The 21,401-nt window shown below is 59.6% G+C and carries 20 protein-coding genes; 9 read left to right on the top strand and 11 right to left on the bottom strand.

From position 1 onward, the window contains the following. Positions 1-19 precede the first annotated feature (19 nt). The 4 genes from QF043_RS30315 to QF043_RS30300 all read right to left on the bottom strand — a co-directional run bounded on the left by QF043_RS30315 (position 20) and on the right by QF043_RS30300 (position 4,293). Complete coding sequence (locus QF043_RS30315; RefSeq protein ID WP_058421197.1) at positions 20-988, bottom strand: sulfonate ABC transporter substrate-binding protein; 969 nt, start codon at positions 986-988, stop codon at positions 20-22. 94 nt (positions 989-1,082) lie between these two features. Beyond that, positions 1,083-1,676, bottom strand: a complete 594-nt coding sequence (ssuE, locus tag QF043_RS30310) for an NADPH-dependent FMN reductase (RefSeq protein WP_307421241.1) — start codon at positions 1,674-1,676, stop codon at positions 1,083-1,085. Between the two features lie 330 nt (positions 1,677-2,006). After that, positions 2,007-2,645 carry a peroxiredoxin gene (locus QF043_RS30305; RefSeq protein WP_015886425.1) on the bottom strand — a complete coding sequence of 213 codons (639 nt, stop codon included), beginning with the start codon at positions 2,643-2,645 and terminating at the stop codon, positions 2,007-2,009. Between the two features lie 292 nt (positions 2,646-2,937). Next, positions 2,938-4,293: an OprD family porin gene (locus QF043_RS30300; protein WP_017139543.1), complete on the bottom strand. Its 1,356-nt coding sequence runs from the start codon at positions 4,291-4,293 to the stop codon at positions 2,938-2,940. 370 nt (positions 4,294-4,663) lie between these two features. Here QF043_RS30300 and tauA point away from each other — a divergent pair, with 370 nt between their 5' ends. Continuing rightward, positions 4,664-5,650: a taurine ABC transporter substrate-binding protein gene (tauA, locus tag QF043_RS30295; RefSeq protein WP_307421240.1), complete on the top strand. Its 987-nt coding sequence runs from the start codon at positions 4,664-4,666 to the stop codon at positions 5,648-5,650. Between the two features lie 132 nt (positions 5,651-5,782). Here tauA and argA read toward each other — a convergent pair whose 3' ends face one another. Both argA and argE read right to left on the bottom strand, forming a co-directional pair. Continuing rightward, on the bottom strand, positions 5,783-7,081 hold the full coding sequence (gene argA, locus QF043_RS30290) for an amino-acid N-acetyltransferase (RefSeq protein ID WP_307421239.1): 1,299 nt from the start codon (positions 7,079-7,081) through the stop codon (positions 5,783-5,785). A gap of 135 nt (positions 7,082-7,216) precedes the next feature. Then, complete coding sequence (gene argE / locus QF043_RS30285; protein WP_307421238.1) at positions 7,217-8,365, bottom strand: acetylornithine deacetylase; 1,149 nt, start codon at positions 8,363-8,365, stop codon at positions 7,217-7,219. 158 nt (positions 8,366-8,523) lie between these two features. On the opposite strand from argE, the gene QF043_RS30280 reads away from it, so the two are divergent. Continuing rightward, positions 8,524-9,891 (top strand): inorganic triphosphatase, encoded by a 1,368-nt coding sequence (locus tag QF043_RS30280; protein WP_065931830.1) that lies wholly within the window; start codon positions 8,524-8,526, stop codon positions 9,889-9,891. 86 nt (positions 9,892-9,977) lie between these two features. On the opposite strand, the gene QF043_RS30275 is transcribed toward QF043_RS30280, so the two are convergent. Then, positions 9,978-10,448, bottom strand: coding sequence for an Lrp/AsnC family transcriptional regulator (locus QF043_RS30275; protein WP_003195279.1), 471 nt, complete (start codon positions 10,446-10,448; stop codon positions 9,978-9,980). A 127-nt stretch (positions 10,449-10,575) separates the two neighbouring features. Here QF043_RS30275 and QF043_RS30270 point away from each other — a divergent pair, with 127 nt between their 5' ends. From QF043_RS30270 to QF043_RS30240, 7 genes are all read left to right on the top strand, one after another. Next, positions 10,576-10,914 carry a hypothetical protein gene (locus tag QF043_RS30270; RefSeq protein WP_307421237.1) on the top strand — a complete coding sequence of 113 codons (339 nt, stop codon included), beginning with the start codon at positions 10,576-10,578 and terminating at the stop codon, positions 10,912-10,914. An 82-nt stretch (positions 10,915-10,996) separates the two neighbouring features. Beyond that, positions 10,997-12,700 (top strand): GspE/PulE family protein, encoded by a 1,704-nt coding sequence (locus QF043_RS30265; protein ID WP_307421236.1) that lies wholly within the window; start codon positions 10,997-10,999, stop codon positions 12,698-12,700. Positions 12,701-12,777: 77 nt separating this feature from the next. Beyond that, entirely contained in the window at positions 12,778-13,698 is a 921-nt protein-coding gene (locus QF043_RS30260; RefSeq protein WP_065931834.1) for an SPFH domain-containing protein, read from the top strand. 10 nt (positions 13,699-13,708) lie between these two features. After that, positions 13,709-14,155 carry an NfeD family protein gene (locus tag QF043_RS30255; RefSeq protein WP_307421235.1) on the top strand — a complete coding sequence of 149 codons (447 nt, stop codon included), beginning with the start codon at positions 13,709-13,711 and terminating at the stop codon, positions 14,153-14,155. Between the two features lie 69 nt (positions 14,156-14,224). Further along, positions 14,225-14,539, top strand: coding sequence for a DUF2388 domain-containing protein (locus tag QF043_RS30250; RefSeq protein ID WP_043046966.1), 315 nt, complete (start codon positions 14,225-14,227; stop codon positions 14,537-14,539). Between the two features lie 165 nt (positions 14,540-14,704). Beyond that, a complete protein-coding gene (locus tag QF043_RS30245; protein ID WP_305456479.1) occupies positions 14,705-15,370 on the top strand; it encodes an outer membrane protein in 666 nt (221 codons plus the stop codon). A 159-nt stretch (positions 15,371-15,529) separates the two neighbouring features. Next, entirely contained in the window at positions 15,530-16,672 is a 1,143-nt protein-coding gene (locus QF043_RS30240) for a DegT/DnrJ/EryC1/StrS aminotransferase family protein (protein ID WP_056860748.1), read from the top strand. Between the two features lie 73 nt (positions 16,673-16,745). On the opposite strand, the gene gcvH is transcribed toward QF043_RS30240, so the two are convergent. From gcvH to QF043_RS30220, 4 genes are all read right to left on the bottom strand, one after another. Then, the gene (gene gcvH, locus QF043_RS30235) at positions 16,746-17,129 is read right to left on the bottom strand and encodes a glycine cleavage system protein GcvH (RefSeq protein WP_307421234.1); all 384 of its coding nucleotides are present in this window, start codon (positions 17,127-17,129) and stop codon (positions 16,746-16,748) included. 52 nt (positions 17,130-17,181) lie between these two features. Then, entirely contained in the window at positions 17,182-18,264 is a 1,083-nt protein-coding gene (gene gcvT / locus QF043_RS30230; RefSeq protein ID WP_307421233.1) for a glycine cleavage system aminomethyltransferase GcvT, read from the bottom strand. 156 nt (positions 18,265-18,420) lie between these two features. Further along, a complete protein-coding gene (locus QF043_RS30225; protein WP_307421232.1) occupies positions 18,421-20,037 on the bottom strand; it encodes an iron ABC transporter permease in 1,617 nt (538 codons plus the stop codon). Positions 20,038-20,217: 180 nt separating this feature from the next. Further along, entirely contained in the window at positions 20,218-21,222 is a 1,005-nt protein-coding gene (locus tag QF043_RS30220; protein WP_305456484.1) for an extracellular solute-binding protein, read from the bottom strand. Positions 21,223-21,401: the final 179 nt, after the last annotated feature.

Here is a 21,401-nt window from a genome sequence, read left to right as displayed (position 1 = left end):
GTCTCCTGAAGAAGTCGGATTACGGCGCTTTGGCGACGGCGGCGGATGGAGTCCAGATCACGTCCTTGATGCTCAAGGGTTTGGGGATCAATTTGAGCTGGTAGAAGGTGTCGGCGATTTTCTGCTGGGCGGCGACCACTTCCGGGGTCAGGAACAGCGCGCCGTAGCCTTGGCGCTTGACCGAGGTCAGGGTGATGTCCGCCGGCAAGCCGAGCAGTGGCGCGACTTGTTCGGTCACCTCCGTAGGGTTGGCCTTGGACCACTCGCCCACGGCGCGCACTTCTTCCACCAGCGCCTTGATCACGTCCGGGTGCTGCGTGGCGTAAGGCTTGGTGGCCAGGTAGAACTGGTGGTTGTCGGCAATGCCGGTGCCGTCACGCAGGGTGCGGGCTTGCAGTTGTTTCTCGGCGGCGGCCTGGTACGGGTCCCAGATCACCCAGGCATCCACGCTGCCACGTTCGAACGCGGCGCGGGCATCGGCGGGTGGCAGGAAGATGGTTTGTACGTCGGTGTATTTGAGGCCGGCATCTTCCAGGGCTCGCACCAACAGGTAATGCACGTTGGAGCCTTTGTTGAGCACGATTTTCTTGCCCTTGAGCTCGGCCACCGATTTGATCGTCGAATCCTTGGGCACCAGGATCGCTTCACTGGTCGGCGCGGGCGGCTCGTAGGCGACGTAGAGCAAATCTGCGCCCGCCGCCTGGGCGAACACCGGTGGAGTCTCGCCGGTGACGCCAAAGTCGATCGCGCCGACGTTCAGGCCTTCGAGCAACTGCGGGCCACCGGGGAATTCGGTCCATTGCACTTGCACGCCCTGGGCGGCCAGGCGTTTTTCCAGCGAGCCCTTGGCTTTGAGCAGCACCAGCGTGCCGTATTTCTGATAACCGATCCGCAGCGTCTCGGCAGCCTGGGCTTGAACAATGGCGCCGAAGGACACAGCCGCAGCAAACAGTGCGACCAGACCACGACGCAAGATGACAGTGCGCATAGCGCTCTCTCCAAATAATGCGATGAGGGGGTTGGCTGCACCTGCTTGGCCGTTGGCGGCTGAGTAAGGTGAGTACTACAAATTCCGATACGGCTTAAATGCTCCAGCGAGCACTCAACAAACGTTCATTCAACACATTCGGGTCCAGCGGTTTGGGGCGACGGGCCATGGCGCCGTAAAGCGTCTCGAGGGCCTCGTGCAAACGCTGTTCAAGCACCGGCACCAGTTGCGCCTGGGCGCTGCCTTCGGCGTAAGCGATCTGGCTGTCTTCGGCAAAGATGCCGTGGAGCAACTCCTGGGCCTTGAGGGCCGAGAGCACCGGCTTCAAGGCGTAGTCCACCGCCAGCATGTGGGCGATGCTGCCGCCGGTGGCCATCGGCAACACGATCTTGTGGGCCAGGGCGCGTTCGGGCAGCAGGTCGAGTACGGTTTTCAGCGCGCCGGAAAACGAGGCCTTGTACACCGGCGTGGCGATGACCAGGCCATCGGCATTGACGATTTGCTGCAACAGATCGATGACTTTGGGGCTGTCGAAGCGGGCGTGCAGCAAGTCTTCGGCCGGGAAGTCCCGTATCTGATAACTCACCACTTCCACGCCTTTGTCTTGCAGCCACTGACGGGTTTTTTCCAGCAAGACCCCGGAGCGCGAACGCTGGCTGGGGCTGCCTCCAAGTGTTACGACCAGCATGCAGGTATTCCTTGGGCAAGTGTCGGCGGTTCGCTGGGTGGCGATGTCGCCAAGATGGAACAGACCCTATCAGCATATTTATATATCTTTAAATCTTATTTTTTTATTTGTTTATTCTATAAATGCATATGGGGATGATTAATCTCAAGGCGAAAAAAAAGGCCGTCGAAACGGCCTGAAAACCCCTGCTATGTGAGACTGGAAATGCGATCAATTGTGGGAGCGGCGGTGCGACGATTCGACTTGCTCGCGAATGCGGTGTATCAGTCACCTGATGCATTGGCTGACACTCCGCATTCGCGAGCAAGCCCGCTCCCACATTGGATTGTGTTAGCGATTGGGCTGTGGGGTGAGGCGCAGGTACGGTTTCACCGCACGGTAGCCCTTCGGAAAGCGCTTCTTGATCTCTTCCTCGTCCTTGAGCGACGGCACAATCACCACTTCATCGCCGTCCTGCCAGTTGGCGGGCGTGGCGACCTTGTGGTTGTCGGTCAGCTGCAACGAGTCGATGACCCGCAGGATTTCGTGGAAGTTTCGGCCGGTACTGGCCGGGTAAGTGATGGTCAGGCGGATCTTCTTGTTCGGGTCGATCACGAACAAGGAGCGCACGGTGAGCGTGTCACTGGCGTTCGGGTGGATCAGGTCGTAGAGGTCCGACACCTTGCGATCGGCATCGGCCAGGATCGGGAAGTTGACGACAGTGTTCTGGGTTTCGTTGATGTCTTCGATCCATTTGTGGTGTGAGTCCACCGGGTCGACCGACAGGGCAATGGCCTTGACGCCGCGCTGGGCGAATTCGTCCTTGAGCTTGGCGGTAAAGCCCAGCTCCGTGGTGCACACCGGAGTGAAGTCCGCCGGATGGGAAAACAACACGCCCCAGCTATCGCCCAGCCATTCGTGGAAGCGAATCTTGCCGGCGCTGGAATCCTGTTCAAAGTCGGGGGCGATGTCGCCCAATCTTAGGCTCATGGTGTGGCTCCTGGTGAGTGCTTATGGAGCCCACTGTGCATGGGTTATGAATTATTTAAAAAGAATAAATATCGATTTATTTAGACGATAAAAGAATATTAAAAATCAATTCATTGGACGTGAGAAAGGCCGAGGATCAACATCCATCACAAGGTTCGAGAAGGCCTTGAGACGCTGTAAAAAGAAGGGTTTCAGGAAGGGCTTGCGGGGGTTGAGCCCGACTTGAAAAGCAAGACACCTTGCCCGGCGTTGCGCCGGGCAAGGTTTACAGTCTTACAACTGCTTCATACGACTAGAACAGTGGCAGCGAGTAGCTGACGATCAGACGGTTTTCGTCCTGGGAACGGGTGTTCGCCAGGTCGGTACGCCACATTGCGTTTTTCCAGGCAACGCCGAGGTTTTTCAGCGGGCCTTCTGGAATCACATAGGCAACGGTGATGTCGCGTTCCCACTCGGACTGGCCGGTGGTTTCAGTACGTGCGTTAGTGTTCGCGATGGTGTCGATGTTGCTACCTTTGAGGTACACAACGCCAGCCGTCAGGCCAGGTACGCCAACCTTGGCGAAGTCATAAGCGTAACGAGCTTGCCAGGTACGCTCGCCAGCACGGGCGAACTTCTGGATCTGCATGTCGGTAGTGATGTAAGCCGACGAGCCGTCACCTTGGTTCAGCCAAGGGAAGTCGCTGCTGCCATTGCTGACTTGGTAACCGCCACCAAAGGTGTGGCCGGCCACGGAGTACAGGAAAAGGCCGCTGTACAGGTTGTTGTCGACTTTACCCTTACCGGCACGGAAACCGTTGTAGTTACCGCTGGTGTAGTAGGCAGCCGTATTACCGTTCAGGCCGTCGTCAGAACTGTTGAAATAACGCAGGTCAGACTTCAATACGCCCGGGCCGATCGACCAGTTATGGGTCAGCCCCAGGAAGTGCTGCTTGTAGAAGTCTTCCAGGTTGCCGTAGTAGTACTGTGCGGTCAGATCTTTGGTGAGCTTGTAGTCACCACCGGCATAGTAGAACTTGTTGACGAACTTGCCTGCGGTGTAGTTCGAGCCACCGTTGGCACCACCCAGCGACAAACCTTCGTTGTTGCTGGAGTTACGGCCTTTGGCATGCTCGATCTGACCGGCAACCAGGGTCAAATCCTTGATGTCGTTGGTAGTGATCTGGCCACCCTGGAAGGTTTGCGGCAGCATACGACCATCGTTGGTCACGATAACTGGCAGTTTAGGCTGCAACGTACCCAGTTTTAATTCGGTTTGGGAGATCTTCACCTTACCGGTCACACCGAGGCTGGCGAAATCATTGACCGCGCGATTGCCGTCGCTTGGGAACACAGTACCGCCGGACGAAGTACCGGTGATGTTACCGCTGGTGCCGCGGCCAGAATCGAGGCGCACGCCGTACAAGCCGATTGCGTCAACGCCGAACTGAACCGTGCCTTGGGTGTAGCCCGAAATGAACCGCAGGTCGAAGCCTTGGCCCCACTCTTCGTTCCTGGACGGGTCTGCAGCACCATCACGGTTATCCGTGTTGATGTAGAAGTTACGCAGACCCAGTGTGGCCTTACTGTCTTCGATAAAACCGGCAGCGCCTGCTTGCTGAGCGATTGCGCCCAGGGTCACAGCCAACGCCAAGGTGGACTTCTTCATGTACCGCTCCTCTCATTTCTAATTTTTGTATTTCTTAGGTCTCGGGTCTGACGCCCTCGATCCACAGATGCGCGATTAGCGCCAGATAGTGACTACCAAGTCAATCGTAACCTTGTGTGTCTACTACCTTCGTCTAATCGCAGTTGATTTGGTCCCTGCAGGGTAATGAGTTTTTCATACACCCAAAAAGAATTGTTTCATTCTTTTTCATACGATTCAGGAATAAGACTTGGCAGGCAGCGAGCTGATCAGCATAGATCAACCCCTCCATAAGCTAATTCCTAAAGGGTATTTACCAGCCTTTTTTTAGATCGATTAGTGTGACCGTACTGTTGCATACGTCACCCACGATCAAAAAGGCGACGCCATCATGGCCAAACGCACATCCTCCCGTCAATTTGTTACAGTTTTTGTGTCACTAATACTTTCTTTTGGTGTCAAAGCCGCCGATTTGACCATCGGCTATCAAACCGGCATCGACCCCAGCAAAGTCCCCCAGGCTGACGGCCTCTATGAAAAGGCCATCGGCGAGAAGATCGCCTGGCGCCGTTTCAACAGCGGCCCGGAAGTGGTCACCGCTATCGCCTCCGGCGATGTGCAGATCGGCAATCTTGGTTCCAGCCCCCTTGCAGCAGCGGCTTCACGCAATCTACCGATCGTGGCGTTTATCGTATCGGCGCAGATCAACACTTCTGAAGCCCTGGTGGTGCGTAATGGCAGTGGCATCGACAAACCCGCAGACCTGGTGGGTAAAACCATCGCCACCCCGTTCGTCTCAACCTCCCATTACAGCCTGCTCGGGGCGCTGAAGCACTGGGGCCTGGACACGCAAAAAGTCAAAGTGGTGAACCTGCAACCGGCAGAAATTGCTGCCGCGTGGAAACGTGGCGATATCGACGGCGCATTCGTGTGGTCACCGGCGCTGGGGGAAATCCGCAAGACCGGCAAAACCCTGACAGACGCAGCCCAGGTGGGTCAGTGGGGCGCGCCGACTTTCGAGGTTTGGGTGGCGCGCAAGGATTTCGCGCAAAAACATCCTGACGTGGTGGCCAGGTTTGCCAAGGTCACGCTGGATTCCTTTGCTGACTATGCGGCCCATAAAGACCGCTGGACCGTCGATTCCGAACCGGTGCAGAAAATCGCCAAATTGACAGGCTCGAATGCTGCCGACATTCCTGAACTGTTGGCCGGCACCACCTTCCCGGATGCCCAGGCGCAGCAAACCGAGGCGCTGCTTAAAGGCGGTACGGCAAAGGCGATTGGCGAGACGGCGAAGTTTTTGAAGGAACAGGGGAAGGTTGAAACGGTGCTGCCGGACTACTCGGCCTTTGTGACCGATAAATTCATCCCTGAATAAATGCGATCACCTGTGGGAGCTGGCTTGCCTGCGATGGCATCACCTCGGTTTACCTGACAGACCGAGGTGCCCGCATCGCAGGCAAGCCAGCTCCCACACAAGCCAGCCCCCACACAAGCCAGCTCGGTGTTATTAGAGGGCCTTCTCGAAAATCTTCGAATTACGTTGATAGTTGTACAGCGAGGCCCGCGCCGACGGCAGGCGGTCCACGCTGCTCGGCACAAACCCGCGCTCGCGGAACCAGTGGGCGGTACGCGTGGTGAGGACAAACAAAGTCTTCAAACCCTGGGCGCGCGCGCGGGTCTGGATGCGCTCCAGCAACACATCACCGCGTGCGCCGTGACGGTACTCCGGGTTGACCGCCAGGCACGCCAACTCACCAGCATCCGAATCGGCGATCTGATACAGCGCCGCACAGGCGATGATCATGCCTTCGCGCTCGACCACGCTGAATTGCTCGATCTCGCGCTCCAACACCTCACGCGAACGCCGCACCAGAATGCCCTGCTCTTCCAGCGGGCTGATCAGGTCGAGCAAGCCACCGACGTCTTCAATCGCCGCTTCACGCACCAGTTCGAATTGCTCCTGGGCCACCAAGGTGCCGCCGCCGTCGCGGGTGAACAGCTCGGTGAGCAGCGCGCCGTCTTCGGCATAACTGACGATATGGCTGCGCCCTACGCCGCCACGGCAAGCCTCGGCGGCGGCATCCAGCAATTCAGCCTGATAGTTGCTGCCCAAACGTTGCAGGTGCGCCGGCACTTGTTGCGGGCGCAACTCACGCACCAGGCGACCATGCTCATCGATCAAACCGAGGTCGGCACCAAACAGCAGCAGCTTGTCGGCGCCCAGGTCGATGGCGGCGCGGGTGGCGACGTCTTCGCAGGCCAGGTTGAAGATCTCGCCGGTGGGCGAATAACCCAATGGCGACAGCAGCACGATGGAGCGCTCGTCCAGCAGGCGATTGATGCCTTTGCGGTCGACCCGGCGCACTTCGCCGGTGTGGTGGTAGTCCACGCCTTCGAGCACGCCGATCGGCCGTGCAGTGACGAGGTTGCCGCTGGCCACGCGCAAGCGCGAGCCCTGCATCGGCGACGAGGCCATGTCCATGGACAGGCGCGCCTCGATAGCAATGCGTAGATGCCCAACCGCGTCGATCACACATTCCAGGGTCGCCGCATCAGTGATGCGCAAGCCTTCGTGGTAAGCCGGGGTGAGGCCGCGTGCTTCAAGGCGGGTTTCGATCTGCGGGCGCGAACCGTGCACCAGCACCAGCCGCACACCCAGGCTGTGAAGCAGCACCAGATCGTGGACGATATTGCCGAAGTTAGGGTGTTCCACGCCATCGCCGGGCAGCATGACCACAAAGGTGCAGTCGCGGTGGGCGTTGATGTAAGGCGAAGCATGACGAAGCCAATTGACGTATTCGGGCATAAAACCTGGGCCTGTAATAAAAAGCAGCCAAAAAAGGATGAATCGTGAAAGCGCACAGCGGGCTGATGGTTATCGTCGGAACAGGCTTGGCGACACGCTCGCTCTCCTTCTATGTACGAATAGGCAGGGGTTAATTTATGCAGGTTTCAGGCAGTAATGCTCGATCAGTTCCCGCAATAGACGCACTGTAGGCGTCAAGCGTGACATTTCGAGGTATTCGCCCGGTTGGTGAGCACAGGCGATATCGCCAGGGCCAAGCACCAGGGTTTCACAACCAAGGCGCTGAAGATAAGGCGCTTCGGTGCCGAACGCTACTGCTTGCGCACGATGACCGGTCAATCGTTCCGCCACCCGCACCAGCTCGGCGTCTTCGGCCTGCTCGAACGGCGGCACTTCGGGGAACAGCGGCGCGTAGTCGATCTTGACTTTATGGCGCTCGGCCAAGGGTTCGAGCTTCTGGCGGATGGCGGCGCGCAGCACCTGTGGGTCCATGCCCGGCAACGGCCGCAGGTCGAATTCCAGCGAGCATTGGCCGCAGATACGGTTGGGGTTGTCGCCGCCATGGATGCAACCAAAGTTCATGGTCGGTTGCGGCACGCTGAATTGCGGGTTGCGGTACTCACGCTGCCAGGCCAGGCGCAGGCCGCGCAGTTCGCCGATGGCGTCGTGCATGGCTTCAAGGGCGCTGTGGCCCAGGCTTGGGTCCGACGAATGGCCGCTTTGGCCAAGAATATCAATGCGCTCCATCATCACGCCTTTGTGCAGGCGGATCGGCTTGAGCCCCGTCGGCTCTCCAATCACCGCCGCACGGCCCAACGGGCGCCCGGCCTCGGCCAGTGCACGAGCGCCGGACATCGAGCTTTCTTCATCGCAGGTGGCGAGGATCAGCAAAGGTTGCTTGAACGGCTGATCCAGCAAGGGCAGCACGGCTTCGATGGCCAGGGCAAAAAAGCCCTTCATGTCGCAGCTGCCCAAGCCTACCCAGCGGCCGTCGACTTCCGTCAGCTTGAGCGGATCGGTCTTCCACAGCGCGGCGTCATACGGCACGGTATCGCTATGCCCGGCCAGCACCAGCCCGCCGGGGCCACTGCCGACACTGGCCAGCAGGTTGAACTTGCCGGGGCTGACTTGCTGGATATCGATGGCAAAACCCAGGTCGCCCAACCAACTGGCGAGCAGGTCGATGACCGGGCGGTTGGTCTGGTCGAGAGACGCTTGGGTGCAACTGACCGACGGCGCGGCAATCAACGCGGCGAATTGCTCTTTCATGGACGGTAACGGCATGCGCAGCCTCTCAACTTCCCGGATGAGCCCCACTATAGAACCATCTGCACGACACAATAAACCGTTGCGGCGCGTTGCCGGGCTCAGTCCTGTACACTGCACGACCTTGGCAGCCACACATTTCCCCGGCTGCGCTCCCGATCCTGGATTTTCCGGCCATGCAGAAAGAAACCGAAATCAAGCTCCGCGTCAGCCGCGAAACCCTCGCCGCGCTGCGTGAGCACCCGCTACTGAAAAAACGCAACAAAAGTGGCTGGGAACGCCGTGAGTTGATGAACCAGTACTTCGACACCCCCGAGCGCGACCTGGCCCAGGCCAAAGTCGCCCTGCGCCTGCGCAAGGACGGTGACGACATCATCCAGACCCTCAAGACCCGTGGCCAAAGCGTTGCCGGCTTGTCGGAACGCAACGAATACAACTGGGACCTGCCCAAAGCCAAGCTCGATGTGAAGAAACTCGACGGCGAGTGCTGGCCCGAGCAATTGGCCGAGCTGGACAAAAAGACCCTCAAGCCGATTTTCACCACCGATTTCGTGCGTGAGCGCGCCGAAATCGCCTGGGGCCGTGGCAAGGCCAAGGTGGTGATCGAAGCCGCCCTGGACCTGGGCCATGTGGTGGTCGGCAAGCAGAAAGAAGAAATCTGCGAGCTGGAACTGGAACTGCGCGAAGGCGAACCGGCTGCCCTGCTGGAACTGGCCGCCGAACTGGCCGCGACCCTGGCGCTGATGCCGTGCGATATCAGCAAGGCCGAGCGCGGCTACCGCCTGTACGACGCCAGCAGTTACTCGCTGAGCCTGCCGGCCCCGCAGATCCACGCCGAAATGCCGTTGGACGATGCCTTCGCCGCGATCATGTGGCACCTGCTCGGCAGCAGCCAGCGTCTGGCGGAGCAATACCGTTTTAATGGCCACTGGCGCCTGTTGCAGGACTGGGTCGACAACCTCGGCGAGCTGCGCGCCCTGATCGGCAGCCTCGGCCAGGCCGCGCCGCGTCAATCCACCAGCGAACTGCGCAGTGCGCTGGACGCGTTGCTGGAAGACTGGCGCCCGCTGGTGCAGGCCGGTGACGACGATGAAGACATCCGCAAAGCCGCACCGGAACAGTTCGCCGAAGAACTCGAAGACGTGCGTTGGGGCCTGTTCTCGCTGAACACTTCGCGCTGGCTGCTGGCCCGCACCTGGACCGCCGACCGCAACGTGCGTGGCAACCGCCAGGGCGCCGCGCAAATCACCAATTGGCTGCCACGCCTGCTGGCCGACGACGCCGTCGCCCTGCAACTGCAACGCTACCAGCAGCAACCGGAAGACCTGGCCGAACAACTGCCGCGCATCGAACGCATCCAGGCCTGGCTGCACCACGCACGTCAGGTGGTGGACATCCCGGAGCTGGACCGCTTGTACGGCGAGCTGAACAAGTTGGCGCTGCTGGCCAACCAGCCGATCACCGATGAATCGCTGGATGCGCGTATGCACCAGGCGATTGCGGTGTATCAGAACCGCGCCTGGAAGACGTTGCTGCGTCTGTAAGATCGCTAACGCAGTTCAGCCCGGCTCCCACATTTGGAATGTATTCCCTGTGGGAGCCGGGCTTGCCCGCGATAAGGCCGGCCCGATCAGCGCAATACTGGCAGGCTGGTGGTGGACTTGATCTCCGACAAGGCTACGATCGAGTTCACCTCCTGAATCCCCGGCACCATCGACAGTTTCTCGAAGAAAAACCGCTCATACGCCTCGATGTCCGACGTAACAATCCGCAGCAGAAAATCCACCGCGCCCATCAGCACATAACACTCCAGCACTTCCGGAAACCCGCGAATCGCCTCGGTGAACTCGGTGAAGTTGGAACGGCCGTGGGCATTGAGTTTGACCTCGGCAAAAATCTGCGTGTTGAGGCCGATCTTCTTGCGGTCCAGCAGCGTGACCTGGCCGCGAATCACCCCTTCCTCCTTGAGCCGCTGGATACGCCGCCAGCACGGCGACTGGGACAGGCCCACCTGTTCGGCGATCTGCGCACTGGACAGCGAAGCATCCTCTTGCAGCAGGGCCAGGATGCGGCGGTCGTAGGCGTCCAATTCACTGTGCATAAAAATACCTTTGAATGTGCTTATTCTGAATTGATTTATTCAATAAATCGCAGATAGAGCCCATCTTAGATAAGAAATCTCCCGTGGCGAATGTAAAAATTTCTCCAGTCGAATTTGGAGAGTCAGCATGCACGCCGTCGAAACCACTCACACCTGCGCACGCGTCGATGCCTGGGCTGTCAACAGTGCCCATTGCCAGGCGCATTATCAGATCGTCGCCGAGGCCGAGCCGGACGTGCTGTGCCGGGTGCTCAACTATTTCGCTCTGCAGTTCCTGACTCCGCAACAGGTCAATGTGAGCCGTGAAGACGACCTGTTGAACATTGATATCGTCATGGACGGTTTGAGCTGGCACCGCGCTCAGGTGATCGGTGAAAAGCTTAGAAACCTGATCAGCGTCTGCTCGCTGGAGATGTGGCGGGCTGACTCTTTGCGGCCTGCCGCGATGACGGCGGCCAGCCTGTAAAAGCCGGCAATACTCCGGGGCAGGTGGTTGTTCAGGGGCAGGCTAGCCTGGGTTTACACCCGACGCCTGCCAGGAAATACCCATGCCTACCGCCTTGCACACTCACCGATTGGAACTGCATCAGTTGCTGCCGGCGCTGCTCGAGCAAGGGCTGATAACCGCAGAGATGGCGCATTCACTGTCGACGGCGCCCGCCACCCGGCAACACCCTCTGGTAGGCATCGCATCCCATGGGCTGTGCCTGGAAACCCTGACGCAATGGCTGGCCACGCACGTCGGGCAGCCGTATCTGCGTATCGACCCGCTCAAGATCGACGTGGCCACCGTGGTGCCGCTGATGTCCCATGCCTTTGCGCAGCGCCATGGGATCCTGGCGGTGGCCGTGGATGCGCAGACCGTCACCGTCGCCAGCGCCCAGCCCCATGTCCGGGACTGGGAAGCCGGGTTGGCGCAGGTGCTCAAGCGCTCGATCAAGCGCGTGGTCGCCAACCCCACGGCTATTGAACGCTGCATCGGCGAGTTCTACCGGTTGGCCAAATCCGTCAGCGGCGCCGATCAAAAAGCGACGGTGGCCGGCAACGTCGAACTGCTCAACCTCGGCGCCAGCGATCAGGAGCCGGATGCCAACGACGCGCATATCGTCACCATCGTCGACTGGCTGCTGCAGTACGCCTTCGAGCAGCGGGCCAGTGATATCCATGTCGAACCCTGCCGCGATCAGGGTCGCGTGCGTTTTCGCATCGACGGGCTGCTGCACGATGTGTATCAGTTTCCGCCTCAGGTCACGATGGCGGTGGTCAGCCGCCTCAAGAGCCTGGGCCGGATGAATGTGGCGGAAAAACGCAAACCCCAGGACGGCCGGGTCAAGACCAAAAGCCCGGCAGGCATTGAGGTGGAGCTGCGCCTTTCGACCTTGCCCACGGCGTTTGGTGAAAAACTGGTGATGCGGATTTTCGACCCACAGGTGCTGCTCAAGGATTTCGATCAGTTGGGTTTATCACACGACGACCAACAACGCTGGCACGCCATGACCGGCCAGGCCAACGGCATCATTCTGGTCACCGGGCCAACCGGCTCCGGCAAGACCAGCACCCTCTACGCCACGCTCAAGCAACTGGCAACCCGCGAGGTCAACCTGTGCACGGTGGAGGACCCGATCGAAATGATTGAACCGGCCTTCAATCAGATGCAGGTGCAGCACAACATCGACCTGACGTTCGCCAGCGGCGTGCGCGCCCTGCTGCGCCAGGACCCGGACATCATCATGATCGGTGAGATCCGTGACCGGGAAACCGCAGAAATGGCGATTCAGGCCGCGCTGACCGGGCATCTGGTGCTGTCGACGCTGCACACCAATGATGCGCCCAGTGCCATCAGCCGGTTGCAGGAGCTGGGCATTGCTCATTATTTGATCAAAGCTACCCTTATAGGGGTGATGGCGCAGCGTTTGGTGCGGCTTTTATGCCCGCATTGCAAACGCCCGGTGGGCGCGCCGGGCACCGCGCATGAAGCTGTCGGCTGCGCAGAGTGCCGTGACAGCGGTTATCGAGGCCGCGCCGGGCTCTACGAAATCATGCCGATGAACGAGGCGCTCAAGGCACTGATCACTCCAGGTGCCGACGTGCAGGCTCTGCGCCGGGCCTCAGTGGAGCAAGGCATGCGCAGCCTGCGCATGGCCGGTGTCGACAAAGTGAACGCCGGGCTGACCACCCTGGCAGAGGTATTACGGGTAACGCCTGGAGGTCTTGGGGATTCAGAAACAAATGATTTGATTGTTGGCCCGTGAAACCGTCCTTATCCGTGACTGGGCCGTTACAATCGGCCATACGTCGTATCACTGACACCATCAGATAGGGAATCGCTATGCAGATCGGAACCGTACTGCTTCTGTTCGTGGGTTTGGCCATTGCCATCCTGTTCATGGGTTTTAAAGTGGTGCCCCAGGGCTACCAGTGGACTGTCGAGCGTTTCGGCCGCTACACCAACACCCTCAAGCCTGGCCTGAACATCATTATTCCGATCATGGACCGCATCGGTCGCAAGATGAACGTGATGGAAAGCGTGCTGGATATTCCACCGCAGGAAGTGATCACCGCCGACAACGCCACCGTGCAAATCGACGCCGTGTGCTTCTTCCAGGTGGTCAACACCGCCCAGGCCGCCTACGAGGTCAACAACCTCGAGCACGCCATCCGCAACCTGCTGCAAACCAACATCCGCACCGTGCTTGGCTCCATGGAGCTGGATGCCATGCTGAGCCAACGGGATGGCATCAACGAAAAACTGCTGCGCACCGTGGATGAAGCCACAGCGCCGTGGGGCATCAAGATCACCCGCATCGAGATCAAAGACATCAGCCCGCCTGCCGACCTGATGGCCGCCATGTCCGGCCAGATGAAAGCCGAGCGGATCAAACGCGCGCAAATCCTGGAAGCCGAAGGCCTGCGGGCATCGGCGATCCTGACGGCCGAAGGTAAAAAACAGGCGCAGATCCTTGAGGCCGAGGGCAGTCGCCAGGCGGCTTTCCTGGAATCCGAAGCCCGTGAGCGTCAGGCCGAGGCCGAAGCCCGAGCCACACAAGTGGTCTCCGAGGCCATCGCGTCGGGCAACGTGCAGGCGGTTAACTACTTCGTCGCGCAAAAATACATCGATGCCTTGGGCAAGCTGGCATCGGCCAACAACAGCAAAGTCATCCTGATGCCGCTGGAAGCCAGCCAGGTGATTGGCGCCGTCGGTGGCATCGGCGAAATCGTCAAGGCAACTTTCGACAACAAGAAAGGCTGAGGCAACTGCCATGTGGGATTTCCTGCAGCATCTGTCGTTCTGGGATTGGCTGGCATTGGGCACCGTGCTGTTGATTCTTGAAGTATTCGGCGCCGGCGGTTACCTGCTGTGGATGGGCATCGCCGCTGCCGCTGTAGGCGTGATCAAGTTCCTGGTGCCGCCGCTCGGGCTGGAATGGCAACTGCTGTTGTTCGCCGTGCTGTCGATTTTGACCGCCGTCTATTGGTGGAAACGCCAGCGCAGCAGTGCCAAAGTCAGTGACCAGCCGGGGCTGAACATGCGTGGCACGGAGCTGGTTGGCCGTACGTTTGTGGTGCATCAGGCCATCGTCGATGGCCGGGGCAAGATAAAAGTCGGTGATGGCGTGTGGATGGCGACTGGCCCGGACAGCCCCGTAGGCGCTCAAGTCCGTGTCGTTGGTCAGGACGGCGTGATTTTACAGGTCGAAACTGTTTAGTCAGTGATGGAACTCGACTGAGCTATCTACAATCAAACTGTTCAGATAACCCAGTCGGAGTCACCCATCATGCGTCTCAAATATGCTGTCGCAACCCTCGCTGTGCTTTCCCTTCCTGTCGGTTCAGCCATGGCCGACAGCTTTTGGCGTAATGTCATTTCATCGGGCGCCACTACCGGCTCGACGTACCTGACCTTCAAGGACCATAAGCTGGTGGTCGCCGCCCAGGACGACGCAGGCAGCTTTGTTGCCAGCGACGGCGGCATCCGCGGTCCATACCTGGAAGCCGCCATGCAAAAAGTCCGCGCTGACAACCCAGGCCTCAAGGCCACGGACATGGAATTGGCCAACGCTATCCTCGCCAAAAATGCTGTGACCGAGTAAAGCGCTTATAAAAATGCCGCTCATTGAGAGCGGCATTTTTTTGCGCCGCTTTTTCCTACGGCATCGCTGCAAGAGCGGGTGACTGAACAGGATAAGTCCTGTCGACCACTTCGCCCGTCCAACAACAATCTATCGATTCCTTCTTTACCAAGCGAATCGACCACCATGCAAAAGCTGTCTTCCCTTCTACTGCTCGCCGCTATCGCAGCACCTTATGCCCAGGCAGAAGGCTGGTATGGCTCGGCCAAGCTCAACAGTGCCCGTCAGAATCTTTCCAGCTCGTTGCTGACCAGCCCGCGCGTTACGAATCAGATCGAAGCGCCGGACAGCAGCAAAGCCTTCACCGGCTCATTCGCCGCAGGTTACGCCTTTGCCGACGGGTGGCGACTGGAGGGTGAATACACCACGCGTAGCAGCTCAACGTTCGATTCCTATTGGGCGCCCTTCAATGCCAACGTCAATCGACTGGAAGTCGATAGCCAGCGCTGGATGCTCAACGGCTACAAGAACATCCCGATCAACGATTGGCTGTCGTTCTACGGCATGGCCGGTGTGGGTGTGGCGCAAATTGATGCCGAGGGTTACCAGGGCAACCCCAACCGTCAGTTCGCCAGCAACCGTCAGTACAACTTCGCCTACAGCGTGGGCCTGGGCCTGGACGCTAAAGTCAGTCAAAACCTCACCCTGGGCACCGGCTGGCGTTATGTGGACATGGGCCAGGTTGAGACCGGCTACAACACCTTCGTCAACCGGGCGAATGCCAAGGATGAGCAACTCAAAGGCAAACTCAAAGAGCAGAATGTGTTCCTTGAAGCCCGCTTGTCCTTCTGATGCACCAACGAAAATGCCGCTTTGTGCAGCGGCATTTTTTTGCTCGTAACATGACGATTCATTCACCCGTGACAGGCTATATTCAGTCGAACCGTGCAACCATGCGGTACTGATACGTTTATTACTCATCGCCTATCTGAAACGGATGCCTTCGTCGTTATGAGCCAACAGCCCTTTCTGCCGTTTTCCAAACCTACCATTGATGAAGCCACCATCTCGGCGGTCGGCGACGTACTGCGCTCGGGCTGGATCACCAGCGGGCCAAAAGTGCAGGCGTTCGAAGCACAGCTGTCGGAATACTTTGGCGGCCGGCCGGTGCGGACGTTCAATTCCGGCACCTGCACCATGGAAATTGCCCTGCGCATCGCCGGGATTGGCCCAGGGGATGAAGTCATCACCACGCCGATCTCCTGGGTCGCCACTGCCAACGTGATTCTGGAAGTCGGCGCCACGCCGGTATTTGCCGATATCGACCCGGTGACCCGCAATATCGACCTGGCCCAAGTGGAAGCTGCAATTACCCCACGTACCAAGGCGATCATTCCTGTGTACCTGGCGGGCCTGCCCCTGGACATGCCGATGCTGTATGCACTGGCCAACAAGTACAACCTGCGTATCGTCGAAGACGCCGCCCAGGCACTGGGTTCCAGCTGGGATGGCGAACGCATTGGCGCAACCGGTGACTTTGTATCCTTCAGCTTCCAGGCCAACAAGAACATCACCTCTTCCGAGGGCGGTTGCCTGGTATTGAACAATGCCGAAGAAGCCCGCCTGGCCGAGAAATATCGCCTGCAGGGCGTTACCCGCACGGGTTTCGACGGCCTGGACGTGGATGTGTTGGGCGGCAAGTTCAACATGACCGATATCGCCGCCGCCATCGGCCTGGGCCAGTTCGCTCATATCGAGAAGATCACCGCCCACCGCCAGAACCTGGCACGCCACTACTTCAAATGCTTCGGCAGTGATTTCGAAGCGCAGTACGGCGCACAACTGCCACCGGCAGACTTCGAAAACAGCAACTGGCACCTGTTCCAACTGGTATTGCCGGAGCGTCAGGATGGCAAGCCGGCACGCGCCACTTTCATGGAACAGATGCAGGCGCATGGCGTCGGTATTGGCTATCACTACCCGCCGATCCACCTGCTGAGCCTGTATCGGGCACAGGGTTTCAAGGAAGGCATGTTCCCGGTGTCGGAACGTGTTGGGCGTTTGATTGTGTCGTTGCCGATGTTCACAGCGATGACAGAGGCGGACGTAGAGCGCTCGGTTGCGGCGGTTAAAGCGGTATTGAAAGCGGGTTAAACGAAAAAACGCTGTTTGCCACAATCAACTGTGGGAGCTGGCTTGCCTGCTCCCACATTGATTTGTGCCGGGTTTACTCGCCGATGGCGGCTTTGTAACCCGCAGCATCCAGTAGTTTTTCCAGATCGGCCGGGTTGCTTGGCTTGAGCTTGAAGATCCAGGCGCCGTAAGGGTCGGTGTTCAACAGCTCAGGGCTGCGACCCAGTTCCTCGTTGACGGCAATCACTTCGCCAGCAATCGGGGCGTAGATATCCGAAGCAGCCTTCACCGACTCAACCACGCCAGCCTGACCTTCAGCTTCAAACTGGGCGCCAACTTCCGCCAGCTCAACAAACACCACATCACCCAACGCTTCCTGTGCATGGTCGGAAATCCCGACGGTCACAGTGCCGTCGGCTTCCAGACGGGCCCATTCGTGACTTTCGGCAAAACGCAGGTCAGCTGGGATATCGCTCATAATCTGTGTCCTCAAGAAGAAATGTCAGCGGCCTTCGGCCTGCCGGAAATAGTTAGATCAAGGTTTTGCCATGGCGTACGAAGGTCGGTTTGACCACTCGAACCGGGTACCACTTGCCGCGGATTTCCACTTCGGCCCGATCGGCGGTGGCCGTCGGTACACGAGCCAGGGCAATGGATTTGCTCAGCGTAGGAGAGAAACTACCACTGGTGATCTCCCCTTCGCCAACATTGGCGATACGAACCACCTGGTGAGCGCGCAAAACCCCACGCTCCTCCAGTACCAACCCGACCAATTTGTACTGCACACCCGCCGCCAGCTCTGCTTGCAGCGCGCTGCGGCCAATGAAGTTGCGACCGGCAGGTTCCCAGGCAATGCTCCAGGCCATGTTCGCCGCCAAGGGCGAAACCTCCTGGTGGATATCCTGGCCATACAGGTTCATGCCGGCTTCCAGGCGCAGGGTATCGCGAGCGCCAAGGCCAATGGGTGAAATACCCGCGCCCACCAGATCGTTGAAAAAACCCGGTGCCTGATCGGCAGGCAGGACAATCTCCAGGCCGTCTTCACCGGTATAACCGGTACGGGCGATAAACCAGTCGCCGTCAGCGTGGCCTTCAAAGGGTTTGAGTTGATGAATCAGGGTGCCGCGCGATTGGGTGACCAACTCGGCGATTTTCTGCCGGGCATGGGGGCCCTGAATGGCGAGCATGGCCAACTCGGACCGCTCCTGCAGTTGCACCGAATAGCTGCCCAGTTGCGCCTGCATCCAGGCCATGTCCTGGTCGCGGGTGGCTGCGTTGACCACCAGCCGGTAACCGGCTTCGGTGCGGTAGACGATCATGTCGTCCACCACGCCGCCCTGCTCGTTGAGCATGGCGCTGTAGAGCGCACGGCCGCAGCCATGCAAACGGTCGACATCATTGGCCAGCAGGTGCTGGAGCCATTCCTTGGCCTGAGGGCCGGTGACATCGATCACGGTCATATGGGATACATCGAACACCCCGCAGTCGCGTCGCACCTGATGGTGCTCTTCAACTTGCGAGCCGTAGTGCAGAGGCATATCCCAACCGCCAAAATCGACCATTTTCGCGCCGAGGGCGAGATGCAGGTCATACAGAGGCGTACGCTGTCCCATGGGTTTCTCCTTCCGGGCTTGGCGAAGGTGCGCGGAGCTGCTGTTTGCGCTGAACGCCTTGAATTACAAGGCCTGCAGCCACGCCCAGCGACTCGCTCCGAAAGACGAAGCGCACCGAATGCCGCGCATTGTAGCCGCAAGCCGTAGGACTGGCACCTAACCGATTTGCCGCGCAGAGCGTCGGATCAAGCCGATGACCGGCAGCAGCCCCACCAGCACAAGGGTCAGCGCCGGCAACGAGGCTCGCGCCCATTCTCCTTCACTGGTCATTTCAAAGATGCGAACTGCCAGGGTGTCCCAGCCAAATGGGCGCATCAGCAAGGTTGCAGGCATTTCCTTGAGCACATCGACGAACACCAGCAACGCCGCGCTCAACGTGCCCGGCAGCAATAACGGCAGATACACTTTGCAAAACAGTCGTGGCCCGCTCACCCCGAGACTGCGTGCCGCTTCCGGCAACGACGGGCGGATTCGCGCCAAGCTGTTTTCCAACGGCCCGTAAGCCACCGCCAGAAAGCGCACCAGATAGGCCAGCACCAGTGCCGACAGGCTGCCAAGCAGCAAGGGTTTACCCGCGCCGCCGAGCCAGCCCGACAGCGGCACCACCAACTCTCGGTCCAGGTAGCTGAACGCCAACATGATCGACACTGCCAGCACCGAGCCCGGCAGCGCATAGCCGACATTAGCCAGGCTGATACCGGAGCGAATCGCCCGGGTCGGCGCCAGCCGGTTGGCAAAGGCCAGTATCAGCGCCACGCTGACCGTGATCAGCGCGGCAATGCCGCCCAGGTAAAGGGTGTGGACGATCAGGCCGGTGTAGCGCTCATCCAGGTCAAAGCGGCCACGCTGCCAAAACCAGGCGACCAGTTGCAGCAGGGGGATGACAAAGGCGCAGGCGAACACCAGACCGCACCACGTACTGGCCGCTGCCGCCTTGAACCCACGCAGGTGATACAGCGCCTGGCCCCGTGGCCGCTCATTGCTCGGGCGGCTGGCACCGCGAGCACGCCGTTCGCCGTACAGCACCAGCATCACCACCAGCAGCAACAGGCTGGCGAGTTGGGCGGCGCTGGAAAGGCTGAAAAAGCCGTACCAGGTTTTGTAGATGGCGGTGGTGAAGGTGTCGAAGTTGAACACCGAAACCGCGCCGAAATCCGCCAGGGTTTCCATCAAGGCCAGGGCCACGCCGGCTCCAATCGCCGGCCGCGCCATGGGCAGCGCGACGCGCCAGAACGCCTGCCAGGGCGATTGCCCCAGCACCCGCGCCGCTTCCATCAGGCCTTTACCCTGGGCCAGAAACGCCGTGCGCGCCAGCAGGTAGACGTAGGGGTAAAACACCAGCACCAACACGATGATCACGCCGCTGGTGGAGCGCACGCGCGGCAGCCGCAGGCCGGTGCCGAACCATTCACGCAGCAGGCTTTGCACCGGGCCGGCGAAATCCAGCAGGCCGACAAACACAAAGGCCAGTACGTAGGCGGGAATGGCAAAAGGCAGCATCAAGGCCCAATCGAGCCAGCGCCGCCCAGGAAACTCGCAGAGGCTGGTCAGCCAGGCCAGGCTTACGCCCAGCAGCGTCACCCCCACTCCCACGCCCAGCACCAGGGTGAGGGTATTGCCCAGCAGGCGTGGCATCTGGGTGTCCCACAGGTGCGACCAGATTTGCGCGTCGATACTTTGCCAGGACAGCAACAGCACGCTCAGCGGCAGCAGCACCAGGGCGGCGACGCTGAAGACCGGCAGGTACCAGCGGCGTTGGGCGGGGTGGGCCAAGGGCTAGCTCTCAAGGTGGTAAAAAATTCAAGGTGAGCACAACGCAATGTGGGAGCTGGCTTGCCTGCGATAGCATCACCTCGGTGTGTCAGTTACACCTGGGTGATGCTATCGCAGGCAAGCCAGCTCCCACACAAGCCCGCTCCCACATTTAGTTCGGCGCTTGCCTGCAAATTGTAGTTAGTTCCAGCCGGCGCGATCCATCAGGCGGATGGCCTCAGCCTGGCGCTTGCCTGCCACTTCCACCGGCAAGGTATCGGCCACGAACTTGCCCCAGGTCGCCACTTCCGCCGATGGCGGCACCGCCGGGTTGGCCGGGAATTCCTGGTTCACGTCGGCGAAGATCTGCTGCGCTTCAGGCGTGGTCATCCACTCCACCAATGCCTTGGCCGCTTCCGGGTGCGGTGCGTGTTTGGTCAGGCCAATGCCCGACAGGTTCACGTGCACGCCACGGTCGCCCTGGTTCGGCCAGAACAGTTTTACCGCCAGGTCCGGCTTCTGCTTGTGCAGGCGACCGTAGTAGTAGGTGTTGACGATGCCCACATCGCACTGCCCGGCGTTGATCGCCTCCAGCACGGCGATGTCGTCGGAGAACACGTCGGTGGACAGGTTGTTGACCCAGCCTTTGACGATTTCCTCAGTTTTCGCCGCACCATGGGTTTCGATCAGGGTGGCGGTCAGCGACTGGTTGTAGACCTTTTTCGCCGTGCGCAGGCACAGGCGGCCTTCCCATTGTTTGTCGGCCAGGGCTTCGTAAGTGGTCAGGTCACCCGGTTTAACACGGGCAGTGGAATAGGCGATGGTCCGCGCGCGCAGGCTCAAGCCGGTCCAGGCGTGGTTCGAGGAGCGGTATTGCAGCGGAATATTCTTGTCGATCACCGCCGAGGTGAATGGCTGCAGGATGCCCATTTGCTCAGCCTGCCAAAGGTTGCCGGCGTCGACGGTAAGCAACAGGTCGGCGGTGGCGTTCTCGCCTTCGGCCTTGATGCGCTGCATCAGCGGAGCTTCCTTGTCGGTGATGAACTTCACCTGCACGCCGGTCTTTTTGGTGTAGGCATCGAACACCGGCTTGATCAGTTCGTCGATGCGCGAGGAGTAGACCACGACTTCGTCGGCTGCCTGCACGGTGGTGCTGCCGATAAGGGTGAGTGCCAGGGCAGTCAGGAGGCGCTTGGGTGCCAACATGGGTGCGGTCGCTCATTTGCAAAAAGAGGGCAAATGATAAGGACTCACATTTGGTAGCGCTTGGTGGAGGCGTTACGAGATGTTGCATAGCTCTTCCCCTGTGGGAGCGGGCTTGCTCGCGAAGGCGTCGTGCCAGTCGATACATGTGTAACTGACACACCGCTTTCGCGAGCAAGCCC

This window comes from Pseudomonas sp. W3I7, from assembly GCF_030816095.1.
Lineage (GTDB): Bacteria > Pseudomonadota > Gammaproteobacteria > Pseudomonadales > Pseudomonadaceae > Aquipseudomonas > Aquipseudomonas salomonii.
This window is presented reverse-complemented; position numbering and strand designations above follow the sequence as displayed.

What these genes read in the sequence shown, in the direction of transcription:
- QF043_RS30315 (WP_058421197.1), bottom strand. Translation starts at nt 988, where the DNA reads ATGCGCACTGTCATCTTGCGTCGTGGTCTGGTCGCACTGTTTGCTGCG.
- ssuE (WP_307421241.1), bottom strand. Translation starts at nt 1,676, where the DNA reads ATGCTGGTCGTAACACTTGGAGGCAGCCCCAGCCAGCGTTCGCGCTCC.
- QF043_RS30305 (WP_015886425.1), bottom strand. Translation starts at nt 2,645, where the DNA reads ATGAGCCTAAGATTGGGCGACATCGCCCCCGACTTTGAACAGGATTCC.
- QF043_RS30300 (WP_017139543.1), bottom strand. Translation starts at nt 4,293, where the DNA reads ATGAAGAAGTCCACCTTGGCGTTGGCTGTGACCCTGGGCGCAATCGCT.
- tauA (WP_307421240.1), top strand. Translation starts at nt 4,664, where the DNA reads ATGGCCAAACGCACATCCTCCCGTCAATTTGTTACAGTTTTTGTGTCA.
- argA (WP_307421239.1), bottom strand. Translation starts at nt 7,081, where the DNA reads ATGCCCGAATACGTCAATTGGCTTCGTCATGCTTCGCCTTACATCAAC.
- argE (WP_307421238.1), bottom strand. Translation starts at nt 8,365, where the DNA reads ATGCCGTTACCGTCCATGAAAGAGCAATTCGCCGCGTTGATTGCCGCG.
- QF043_RS30280 (WP_065931830.1), top strand. Translation starts at nt 8,524, where the DNA reads ATGCAGAAAGAAACCGAAATCAAGCTCCGCGTCAGCCGCGAAACCCTC.
- QF043_RS30275 (WP_003195279.1), bottom strand. Translation starts at nt 10,448, where the DNA reads ATGCACAGTGAATTGGACGCCTACGACCGCCGCATCCTGGCCCTGCTG.
- QF043_RS30270 (WP_307421237.1), top strand. Translation starts at nt 10,576, where the DNA reads ATGCACGCCGTCGAAACCACTCACACCTGCGCACGCGTCGATGCCTGG.
- QF043_RS30265 (WP_307421236.1), top strand. Translation starts at nt 10,997, where the DNA reads ATGCCTACCGCCTTGCACACTCACCGATTGGAACTGCATCAGTTGCTG.
- QF043_RS30260 (WP_065931834.1), top strand. Translation starts at nt 12,778, where the DNA reads ATGCAGATCGGAACCGTACTGCTTCTGTTCGTGGGTTTGGCCATTGCC.
- QF043_RS30255 (WP_307421235.1), top strand. Translation starts at nt 13,709, where the DNA reads ATGTGGGATTTCCTGCAGCATCTGTCGTTCTGGGATTGGCTGGCATTG.
- QF043_RS30250 (WP_043046966.1), top strand. Translation starts at nt 14,225, where the DNA reads ATGCGTCTCAAATATGCTGTCGCAACCCTCGCTGTGCTTTCCCTTCCT.
- QF043_RS30245 (WP_305456479.1), top strand. Translation starts at nt 14,705, where the DNA reads ATGCAAAAGCTGTCTTCCCTTCTACTGCTCGCCGCTATCGCAGCACCT.
- QF043_RS30240 (WP_056860748.1), top strand. Translation starts at nt 15,530, where the DNA reads ATGAGCCAACAGCCCTTTCTGCCGTTTTCCAAACCTACCATTGATGAA.
- gcvH (WP_307421234.1), bottom strand. Translation starts at nt 17,129, where the DNA reads ATGAGCGATATCCCAGCTGACCTGCGTTTTGCCGAAAGTCACGAATGG.
- gcvT (WP_307421233.1), bottom strand. Translation starts at nt 18,264, where the DNA reads ATGGGACAGCGTACGCCTCTGTATGACCTGCATCTCGCCCTCGGCGCG.
- QF043_RS30220 (WP_305456484.1), bottom strand. Translation starts at nt 21,222, where the DNA reads ATGTTGGCACCCAAGCGCCTCCTGACTGCCCTGGCACTCACCCTTATC.